This is a genomic window from uncultured Caballeronia sp. (assembly GCF_964243625.1).
Lineage (GTDB): Bacteria > Pseudomonadota > Gammaproteobacteria > Burkholderiales > Burkholderiaceae > Caballeronia.
In genome coordinates, this window is sequence record NZ_CAXTGZ010000285.1 from 1 (window position 1) to 7452 (window position 7452).

Annotated in this window: 10 protein-coding genes; 5 read left to right on the forward strand and 5 right to left on the reverse strand. The window is 59.4% G+C overall.

Annotated features, from left to right (window positions below):
• Positions 1–133: alpha/beta hydrolase (locus ACFFAR_RS18990; protein ID WP_174364720.1), on the forward strand; the 133-nt coding region annotated here is incomplete at its 5' end.
• A gap of 12 nt (positions 134–145) precedes the next feature.
• Here the strand turns inward: ACFFAR_RS18990 and ACFFAR_RS18995 are convergent.
• Both ACFFAR_RS18995 and ACFFAR_RS19000 read right to left on the reverse strand, forming a co-directional pair.
• The gene (locus ACFFAR_RS18995) at positions 146–766 is read right to left on the reverse strand and encodes a nucleoside/nucleotide kinase family protein (protein WP_075357703.1); all 621 of its coding nucleotides are present in this window, start codon (positions 764–766) and stop codon (positions 146–148) included.
• Positions 767–816: 50 nt separating this feature from the next.
• Positions 817–1692, reverse strand: a complete 876-nt coding sequence (locus ACFFAR_RS19000) for a sugar phosphate isomerase/epimerase family protein (protein ID WP_375508273.1) — start codon at positions 1690–1692, stop codon at positions 817–819.
• Positions 1693–1911: 219 nt separating this feature from the next.
• Between ACFFAR_RS19000 and ACFFAR_RS19005 the strand changes: the two genes are divergently transcribed.
• Positions 1912–3000 (forward strand): LacI family DNA-binding transcriptional regulator, encoded by a 1089-nt coding sequence (locus ACFFAR_RS19005; protein WP_075357641.1) that lies wholly within the window; start codon positions 1912–1914, stop codon positions 2998–3000.
• A gap of 2 nt (positions 3001–3002) precedes the next feature.
• Here the strand turns inward: ACFFAR_RS19005 and ACFFAR_RS19010 are convergent, their stop codons facing one another.
• From ACFFAR_RS19010 to ACFFAR_RS19020, 3 genes are all read right to left on the reverse strand, one after another.
• Positions 3003–3503, reverse strand: a complete 501-nt coding sequence (locus ACFFAR_RS19010) for a nuclear transport factor 2 family protein (RefSeq protein WP_174364718.1) — start codon at positions 3501–3503, stop codon at positions 3003–3005.
• Positions 3504–3514: 11 nt separating this feature from the next.
• Positions 3515–4021, reverse strand: a complete 507-nt coding sequence (locus tag ACFFAR_RS19015) for a nuclear transport factor 2 family protein (RefSeq protein ID WP_174364717.1) — start codon at positions 4019–4021, stop codon at positions 3515–3517.
• Positions 4022–4125: 104 nt separating this feature from the next.
• Positions 4126–4476, reverse strand: a complete 351-nt coding sequence (locus ACFFAR_RS19020) for a MarR family winged helix-turn-helix transcriptional regulator (RefSeq protein ID WP_205583110.1) — start codon at positions 4474–4476, stop codon at positions 4126–4128.
• A 277-nt stretch (positions 4477–4753) separates the two neighbouring features.
• On the opposite strand from ACFFAR_RS19020, the gene ACFFAR_RS19025 reads away from it, so the two are divergent.
• The 3 genes from ACFFAR_RS19025 to ACFFAR_RS19035 all read left to right on the forward strand — a co-directional run bounded on the left by ACFFAR_RS19025 (position 4754) and on the right by ACFFAR_RS19035 (position 7406).
• Complete coding sequence (locus tag ACFFAR_RS19025; protein ID WP_062001978.1) at positions 4754–5281, forward strand: 2,4'-dihydroxyacetophenone dioxygenase family protein; 528 nt, start codon at positions 4754–4756, stop codon at positions 5279–5281.
• Entirely contained in the window at positions 5278–6027 is a 750-nt protein-coding gene (locus ACFFAR_RS19030; RefSeq protein ID WP_062001979.1) for an SDR family NAD(P)-dependent oxidoreductase, read from the forward strand. The genes ACFFAR_RS19025 and ACFFAR_RS19030 overlap by 4 nt, the downstream gene beginning before the upstream one ends.
• Before the next feature lie 77 nt (positions 6028–6104).
• Positions 6105–7406: an MFS transporter gene (locus ACFFAR_RS19035; RefSeq protein ID WP_062001980.1), complete on the forward strand. Its 1302-nt coding sequence runs from the start codon at positions 6105–6107 to the stop codon at positions 7404–7406.
• The last annotated feature ends 46 nt before the right edge of the window (positions 7407–7452 follow it).

Sequence of the window (7452 nt, forward strand, 5' to 3'; positions counted from 1 at the left end):
TGCGCGGGCGTGCGCGGCTGCGTGGGGCAGCAAATGGATCGATGCCGGCGCACGCGGACATCTCAACGCCCAGAGCGGTCTGGGCGATTGGGCCGACGGATTGAAGCTCGTGGAAAAGCTTCAGGCTCGCTGACAGCAGGCGAAGTTACGCAGGCCATTCAAAAACCAAGTCAGCGCGCGCACGCGTCAACTCGATGAGCGCCGCGTTGACCTCGTCAGTTTGCTGCACCCATGTCTTCGCAGCGTCTTCATCGCGGCCGAATCGTATGTGGCGTGCAACGAGCCGCTGCACACGCAGTTTCGGGTCGACATCGACGTACCAGGCTTCGTCGAGCAACGATCTAACCGCGTTCCAATGGCCGCGCTGCAGCAGCAGGTAATTGCCTTCCGTGATCACGAGCGGAATGTCGGCCATCACCGGAATTGCGCTCGCAATCGGCTCCTCGATCTCGCGGCGAAACGTCGGGGCGTAGATGATCTCCCCTTCACGCTGCGCACGAATCCGGCTTAGCAACGCAACGAATCCGGCGCTGTCGAAGGTATCTTCCGCACCCTTGCGCGAAGCGCGTCCAAGACGTTCGAGCTCCACATTCGCAAGGTGAAAGCCGTCCATTGGCACGACTACGGCGCGGCCCGGGAATGCATCGAGAATGGCCTGCGCAAGCGTCGATTTACCCGCGCCGGGCGCACCCGCCAGCCCGAGAATGCTGCGCTGACCGCTTGCAACAAGCTGCTGCAGCCGATCCATATAACGGTCTTCGATCATCGACTCCATCCAAGAGTAGTGCAATAAAAGTAGTGCGATACACGCTTTCGTTAATGGTGCGCCTTCGCCTTGGCGGCCGCGTTGATGCCGCCGGCCATGAACGCCCGCGCGTGCGTTGCGAGGTCCATGCTGTCCTCCCACAGGTTGCGCCAGATCGCCAGCGCGTTCGATAACTGCTCGTTCACGACCGTTGATGAAAAGCTCTCGAAGGTCACGGTGCCCTTGTAATCGATCATGGCGAGCGCGTGGAAAAACTGCGCGAAGTCGATAGTACCCGAGCCCAGGTAACCACGATTGCTTTCGCCGATATGAACATAGCCCAGGCGCTTGCCGCATGCCAGCACCGGCTGCATGAAGTCCGATTCCTCGATGTTCATGTGATAGGTATCGAGGTGCACGACCACGTTGGGGGCATCGACTTCGTCGAGCATGTCGAGCGCTTGCGACGCCGTGTTCAGCAGGTTGCTTTCATAGCGGTTCACGACCTCCAGGCCGAGCGTCACGCCTTTCTTCAACGCGAAATCTGCAATACGCTTGAGCGAATCGACCGCGTGACGCCGGCCTTGCGGCGTGATCGGCGCGGAGTACTTCGCCATCGCGCCATACAGGATGCCGCCGAAATAGTTGCCGCCGAGTTCGGCGGTGATGCTCACGCCCTCTTCCAGCAACGCAAGACCTCGCGCGACCGCTGCGGGATCGTCGCTTGAGACATCGGCGTCGAAAGTGAGGCCGCGGGAGCAGCCGATCTCCAGGCCATGCTCCTGGAGCAGGTCACGCGTAAGCGACAGGTCCATGACCTTGGGACCATGAAGCGACAATTCGACAAGGTCGAACCCCGCCGCCTTGGTCTGGCTGATGACCTTGCGAGTGGATTCCGGCGTGAGATCGCCGGCCCAGACCAATGCGTGAACGCCTAATTTGTTCATTTCATGACTCCTTGCATATTGACCGCGCATTGGCGGATCGAAATTCGATAAGCGATTCACGCTCTGTCAAGATTTTGCTAAATCCATTTAGCAAATCGCCTAAAAAGATGCTGAATCCATTCAGCAAATAGATCAACTCTCGGATACCCTAATAGGGCGGCGGCGCAAAGCGCGTCAGTCTCTTGCTGCGAACGGATTCAACTGAAAATGGAACCTGAGATGGCCCGCACCGGCACCACACGCAAATCCACAATCTACGACATCTCCAGGGCGACCGGCACATCGGTGGCGGCGGTGAGCATGGTCCTCAACGGGACGTGGGCGCGCTATCGGATCAAGGAAGAGACGGCGAACCGCATTCTCGAAAGCGCCCAGCAACTCGGCTACAACGTGAACATGGCCGCACGCGGGCTGCGGCTGTCGCGCTCAGGTCTGGCCGGCATGATCCTCCCTCATTACCGGAACCGCTTCTTCGCGGGACTCGCCGAAACGTTCGAAGATCAGGCAAGAAGGCGCGGCTTGTGCCCGATCGTCGTGAGCACGCAGCGCGATCCGGCGGTGGAAACCAGCGTCACCGAAACACTGCTTTCGCAGCGCGTCGAAGTGCTGTTCATCACGGGCGTGCGCGATCCTTCCCCGCTCAACGCGCTGTGCGCGGCGGCAGGCGTTCCGTGCGTCAACGTGGACTTGCCGGGCGCGGACGCGCCGTCCGTTGTCTCCGATAACCACGGCGGCGCCCGCGCGCTCACCGACGTGCTCATCGACAAGATGCAGGCCCGCGGAGACCTGGCCGAGGAGCTAGTGTTTCTTGGGGGTATCGAGAACGAGTACGCAACGGACAAGCGTATCGATGGTTTTCGCGAGGCATTCGCGGCACGCAATCTGGCGCCTGCAATCGATGCCGTGGAATGTTGCGGCTATAACGCATCCGATACCCGCCGCGCACTCGCCCGACGTGTCGAGCAGCTCGGCCGCCTTCCCGCGGGTTTGCTGATGAACTCGATTACGGCGTTCGAAGGGCTGGTTCAGTTTGCATCGGCGTTACCTCGGGAAGCCTGGCAGTCGTCCGTGTTCGGATGCTTCGACTGGGACCCTTTCGCGGCACACCTTCCCTTCGATGTCACCATGATGCGCCAGGACGTCGAGGCCATCATTTCAGAGGCCTTCGCGCTGGCCGATGGCCATGACCCTGCAGCGCACCCGCTTGTTATCGTGCCGACGGGCTTTGGCCGCATGCTCGACGAGCAGGATCAAGCTATCCAGGATTCTTGCTGCGCAAAACCTCGGGTCCTCCAGGATGGTCAATGAATCTACTGCGCCGCGATCGGCACGATCGATGCAATACGCCAGCCATCCGGCGTCCTCACCGCAACTTCATAAACGAGAAAAGGCACCGTCCTGGCCTTGTCTTCCGACACGCCCAGCGTGATTTGGGTGTTGGCGTAAAGCTGCGCCACGTCGGCCGTCAGCGGCACGATCCGGATGCTCGCGACATCCGGCTCGAACTTCCACACGCCCTTGAACGTGTCCTTGAAGTGATCGATCAGTGCCGGCTTGCCCCAAAACTGATAAGCACGCGCGACGAACACGACGGGATCAGGCTGACCGGCCGGCGCCGATGCAAACACTCCCTCGAACGCGACGATGTCATGCGCCGTCGCGGCCGCCGCCTGCCGGAGAAAGATGTCCTTGACCGCTTGCCTGTCGGTGTCGTCGAAGGTTTCGGCCGGCGTGGCGGCATGAGCGGTTACGTTGGCGGTCACACTGACGGCCGCAAAAAACAACACGACAAGCAATTCACGAAGCTTCATATGCGTGTCTCTCACTCGGCCGGCACGGCAATCACTGCCGATATCTTCCAGCCTGCGGACGTGCGGATCGCAAACTCGTTGATCAGGAAGGTGGCGGTCTTGGGCGGCTGGCCCGCAGCACCGAGCGTGACGCGCGTCGGCGCATAAATCTGCACGGTGTCGCTGTTTAGCGGAATGATGCGGATGGCGCTTTCATCGGGCGCGAGGCTCCATGTTCCGGCAAACGTCTTGCGGAAATGATCCGTGACCGCATCCCTGCCCCAGAACTTGTACGCTCGCGCCACGAACGATACGGGGTCGGGCTCGCCGGGCGCCGCCTTCGCAAACATGCCGTCCAGGGCGTCGATGTCATGCGCCGTTTCAGCGGCCGACTGGCGCAGGAACAGGTCGCGGACTGCCTTTGCATCGCTTGCGGTCACCGTGGCCGTGGCGGGCTGCGCACACGCCATGGCAGTCAGCACGGACAACGACAGCGCAGCAACGAGCGTGCGCCGCAACCAGCCAGATTCGATTTTCATGAATATAGTCTCGTATGCTCGTATTAGGGATTTTTTGCGGCGATATAACGAGACGCTTGCGCCGCATGGTGCATGGTCTTGATTTCCAGTCTGATCTCTTCGTGCTAACCGGCGTCGTGATCCGCACTCAGTTCCAGCTTTGCGATACGCGCCATCAACCGCCGCATTGCCAAGGCGTCTTCCTTGCCAAATTCCTGCTCGAAGTGAACTTGCGCCTTCAGCCATGACGGTTTGCTCTGCGCCTCCGTCTTGACACCCAGCCGCGATAACGACACCTCCCGCTCACGCCGGTCTTCGCGCCCGACTTCAATGGTCACAAGTCCGTCACGCTCGAGCGGACGCAGGTTATGTCCCATGGTGGCGCGGTCCATCGACAACAAGTCGGCGAGCGCCGCCATGGTGATGGGACCTTTTGCGGCGAGCAGGCTGAGAATCGTATATTGCGTCGCTCGCAATCCGGTCTCCGCCATGCAGGCGTCGTAAAACCGAGTCAGACGACGCGCAGCTTTACGCAGCGCAGTGTTATTACAAATGCCGGGGTTGACTGGAAGGTTGGACACAATGAGTTCGACGAAGTGATAAACGCATTGAACGCATTATTAAGGGCATATAAGACTATTGTCAAGCGCGGCTAAGTGAATACCCGAGGATTGACTCGACATCGCAAAACTTCAATAATTAATCACATTGTGGACGCACGTCCATATTATGGACAATTAAAAAGGTTGCCCCATGCCAGATACCGTCAATACTTACCCCGCCACCATGCCTTATCAGCTTCCGTTCCCCAAGGAAGCACAGAAGGAAGTCGTGGTGCCGTTCGCGATTCCGACCGATGAACGCGTATGGGTGCCGCAAGCCGAAAATGTATCGTTCCGTCCGCTGTGCCTCAACGCATCGCAAGGTTACTGGATGAACCTGCTGCGCGTGCGCAAGTCAGGCGTTCTGAGCCGGCATCGTCATCCGCAAGGCGTTCATGGATTCGTTTTGAAGGGACGGTGGAAGTACCTCGAACACGAATGGACTGCGACCGAAGGCAGCTACGTCTATGAGCCGCCCGGCGAGACCCATACCTTGTATGTGCCTGAAGACGTCGAAGAGATGATCACGTATTTTCAGGTCAACGGCGTGATGTTCTACTGTGATCCGTACGGTAACTACACCGGCTACGAGGACGTGTTCACCAAGATCGAGATGTGCCGCAAACACTATGCATCGGTGGGACTGGGCGAGGATTACGTGGACCAGTTCATTCGATGAACCCGCATTCTTCCTGCGCACGCTACGACTTCACCGGCCGGGTAGCGGTCGTGACGGGCGCGGCCGGAGGCATCGGCCGCGCGATCTGCGATGCATTCATCGACAACGGTGCGTCGGCGGTGAACTGGGATCGGATCGCGGGCAACGTCGATACACCAAACGCACCCGCGCATTTTCATGTCGACATCACGGACCCCGCGTCCATTGAAGCGGCGTTGGCCGCGACCATCGACCGGTTTGGCCGCATCGATTACCTGGTGAACAATGCGGGTTTCGCCGGTTCCACACAGCCGCTCGATGAATGCGACCCCGACGAATGGCAACGCGTGATCGAAGTCAACCTTCTCGGCACTTATCACGTGAGCCGCATCGTGCTGCCGGGCATGCGTAAAGCGCAGAGTGGGCGTATCGTCAACGTGGCGTCGCTTGCAGGCAAGGAAGGCACGGCGAACGCATCGGCTTATAGCGCGGCGAAAGCGGGAGTCATCGCAATGACCAAGTCGCTGGGCAAGGAACTGGCGCTGACCGGGATCCTGGTGAACGGCATCGCGCCCGCAGCAGTTGACACGCCCTTGCTCAGGCAGATGGCCGCGTCTCACGTGCAGACCATGATCGATAAAAGTCCGATGGGCCGACTCGGTACGACACAAGAAGTGGCCGCCCTCGCATTATGGTTATGCTCGGATTCCTGCACCTTTAATACAGGCGCAACCTTCGATCTCTCCGGAGGCCGCGCGACCTACTGACCATGGGGCGAACAGGCATCACGCACCAATAAGAAAGCAGTCATTGCTCACGACAATTCCATGCAGGAGACAAGCACATGCTACAAAAATCCCCGCGCCTCAAGCGCACGCAGGTCGTTGCGGTCACGTTCCTGACCATTGCGGGTATCGTCAATTATCTGGACCGTTCAACGCTTTCCATCGCAAACCATTCAGTGAGCCAGGAGTTGCATCTCTCGGCTTCGCAAATGGGCTTGCTGTTGTCTGCATTTTCGCTGGCCTATGCGTTCGCACAGCTTCCTGTAGGCGCACTACTGGATCGATTCGGTTCGCGGGCAATGCTCGGGCTCGGCATGCTGGTATGGTCGGTCGCGCAACTCGCGGGCGGCTTCATCCAGACGCTCAATCATTTTCTTCTGGCGCGGATCGTCCTCGGGGTCTCGGAAGCGCCCTTGTTCCCGGCTGGGGCGAAGGTCGTCAACGAGTGGTTCGCCGTACATGAGCGAGGACGCCCAACCGGCACCTTTGTTGCGTCATCGACCATTGCGCCGATGATCGCCCCACCGCTCCTGACGGTGTTGATGCTTTCGTTCGGATGGCGAACGATGTTCATCATCATGGGCGCTCTCGGCATACTGGTTTCGATCGGCTGGTATGTGCAGTATCGAAATCGCGATGAAGTCGCCCTGGACGAATCGGAGATCGCTTATCTGGAATCGGACCACAAGGTCGAACCGCGGGCAAAGGGCGTGAGCCTGGCCGAATGGGGGAACCTGTTCAAGCTGCGCAATACGTGGGGCATGGTCTTCGGTTTCATGGGCGTGATCTACATGGTGTGGCTGTATCTCACCTGGCTGCCGGGGTACCTCGAAAACGAACGTCACCTGAGCATTGCGCATACCGGCTGGCTGGTATCCATACCTTATGTTTTCGGGACCATCGGCATGGTGTCGAGCGGCTATATTGCCGACCATCTGCTCAAGCGCGGCATGGCGCCTATTCGCAGCCGCAAGTGGCCGCTTTGCATCGGGCTGGTGGGCGCCGCTGCTTTCACAGTCCCCGCTGCTTATACGCCGAGCACCACGCTTGCCATCGTCTATATCTCGTTCGCCATGTTCTTCGTGAATATGTCGAGTGGTACCGCATGGGCGCTGGTCAGCGTCGCGGCGCCGCGTCACCTGGTGGCGTCGCTTGGCAGCATGCAGAACTTCGGCGGATACCTTGGCGGATCATTCGCGCCGATCATCACCGGCATCGTGGTCGACCAGACGCATTCATTTGTCAACGCGCTCCTGATCAGCGCAGCAGTCGCCTTCGCCGCCGCGCTCGTGTATCTGTTCGTGGTGAAAGAGGTGGCGCCTGAAACGTTGCCCGCCGCAGTCGAGACTCAGCCGACGTAAATTTTCATTCCCAGGATCGAACATGACTTTCAAGGACAACCTGCTC

What these genes read in the sequence shown, in the direction of transcription:
- ACFFAR_RS18995 (WP_075357703.1), bottom strand. Translation starts at nt 766, where the DNA reads ATGATCGAAGACCGTTATATGGATCGGCTGCAGCAGCTTGTTGCAAGC.
- ACFFAR_RS19000 (WP_375508273.1), bottom strand. Translation starts at nt 1,692, where the DNA reads ATGAACAAATTAGGCGTTCACGCATTGGTCTGGGCCGGCGATCTCACG.
- ACFFAR_RS19005 (WP_075357641.1), top strand. Translation starts at nt 1,912, where the DNA reads ATGGCCCGCACCGGCACCACACGCAAATCCACAATCTACGACATCTCC.
- ACFFAR_RS19010 (WP_174364718.1), bottom strand. Translation starts at nt 3,503, where the DNA reads ATGAAGCTTCGTGAATTGCTTGTCGTGTTGTTTTTTGCGGCCGTCAGT.
- ACFFAR_RS19015 (WP_174364717.1), bottom strand. Translation starts at nt 4,021, where the DNA reads ATGAAAATCGAATCTGGCTGGTTGCGGCGCACGCTCGTTGCTGCGCTG.
- ACFFAR_RS19025 (WP_062001978.1), top strand. Translation starts at nt 4,754, where the DNA reads ATGCCAGATACCGTCAATACTTACCCCGCCACCATGCCTTATCAGCTT.
- ACFFAR_RS19030 (WP_062001979.1), top strand. Translation starts at nt 5,278, where the DNA reads ATGAACCCGCATTCTTCCTGCGCACGCTACGACTTCACCGGCCGGGTA.
- ACFFAR_RS19035 (WP_062001980.1), top strand. Translation starts at nt 6,105, where the DNA reads ATGCTACAAAAATCCCCGCGCCTCAAGCGCACGCAGGTCGTTGCGGTC.